Raw genomic sequence first — 1,154 nt, 5'->3', positions numbered from 1 at the left:
GATTGAACAAAACCGCTCTGCGGTAGTGATTTCCGGCTGATTTTGCGGCGCCGTTGATGGCGCACTTCACGCGACGGTCTCCTGTCTGAGAAGTTTGGGTTGCCATCCCAACCTCAGCAGACAGGAGCCTCAGATGACTGATATCAGCCCTCTACGCCGTCGTATGACCGAGGACATGACGGTCCGCAATTTATCACCGGCGACCCAACGATCTTATATCAGCGCGGTTTCCAAGTTCAGTCGCTTTTTTGGCCGTTCACCGGATCGGCTGGATTTGGAAGATGTTCGGACGTTTCAGGTGCACCTGGTTGCCAAAGGGATCTCATGGCCCGGATTGAACCAGAACGTCTGCGCGCTGCGATTTTTCTACGGCGTCACGTTGCGGCGTGACGAGATACCGGAGCGGATTGCCTATGCTCGGCAACCCCGGAAGTTACCGGAGGTCCTGAGTGCCGACGAGGTGGTGCGGTTTTTGGAAGCGGTGCCGAGCCTGCGAACCCGCGTTGCGCTGACCACTGCATATGCCGCTGGGCTGCGCGCGTCCGAGGCGGTGTCTCTCAAGGTCGCTAATATCGACAGTGGCCGGATGGTGATCCGGGTCCAGCAGGGCAAAGGCGGCAAGGACCGCTATGTCATGCTGTCGGCGCAACTGCTTGGCATTCTGCGCACCTACTGGCGGCTTGCGCGTCCCAAGGATTGGTTGTTTCCCGGACGCAACCCGGACAACCCGATTGAAGTGAACGTTTTGCATGCCGCCTGTCGTTCCGCATGCGCGGCCTCCGGCTTAACCAAGCGCGTCACCGTGCACACGCTGCGTCATTCATTTGCCACGCACCTCCTGGAAAGCGGCACCGATATCCGGATCATCCAGGTTCTTCTGGGGCACAGCAATTTATCCAGCACGGCGCGCTATACCCATGTCTCGAGTGGTCTGATCCGGCAGACCGATAGCCCGCTTGACCGGCTGACGATTGAGATCGTGCCGCCGCCTTGACCGGCGGCGATCATGCCGGCGAATCTGGAGGTTGCGGACGTCTTGCGCCGCCATGGCGACGCCTATCGGCGCGCCCATGCCGGCCACCTGAACTGCATCGAGCGACGGGTTATGAGTGCCATCGAACTGTGCCGCACCGCGGCGCTTGGTGGCCATACCG

At 60.3% G+C, this 1,154-nt stretch carries 1 protein-coding gene and 1 pseudogene; both read left to right on the top strand.

Annotation, left to right across the window (positions count from 1 at the left end):
• Positions 1 to 133 precede the first annotated feature (133 nt).
• Positions 134 to 994 (top strand): site-specific integrase, encoded by an 861-nt coding sequence (locus L2A60_RS20495; RefSeq protein ID WP_235706308.1) that lies wholly within the window; start codon positions 134 to 136, stop codon positions 992 to 994.
• A gap of 12 nt (positions 995 to 1,006) precedes the next feature.
• Positions 1,007 to 1,154, top strand: a pseudogene (locus L2A60_RS20490) (IS91 family transposase); the annotation flags it as partial.

The organism is Acidiphilium iwatense (assembly GCF_021556475.1).
In the GTDB taxonomy this organism is placed as follows: Bacteria; Pseudomonadota; Alphaproteobacteria; order Acetobacterales; family Acetobacteraceae; genus Acidiphilium; species Acidiphilium iwatense.
The sequence above is the reverse complement of the archived record's forward strand: the minus strand, read 5'-3'. Positions and strand labels throughout refer to the sequence as shown.

What these genes read in the sequence shown, in the direction of transcription:
- L2A60_RS20495 (WP_235706308.1), top strand. Translation starts at nt 134, where the DNA reads ATGACTGATATCAGCCCTCTACGCCGTCGTATGACCGAGGACATGACG.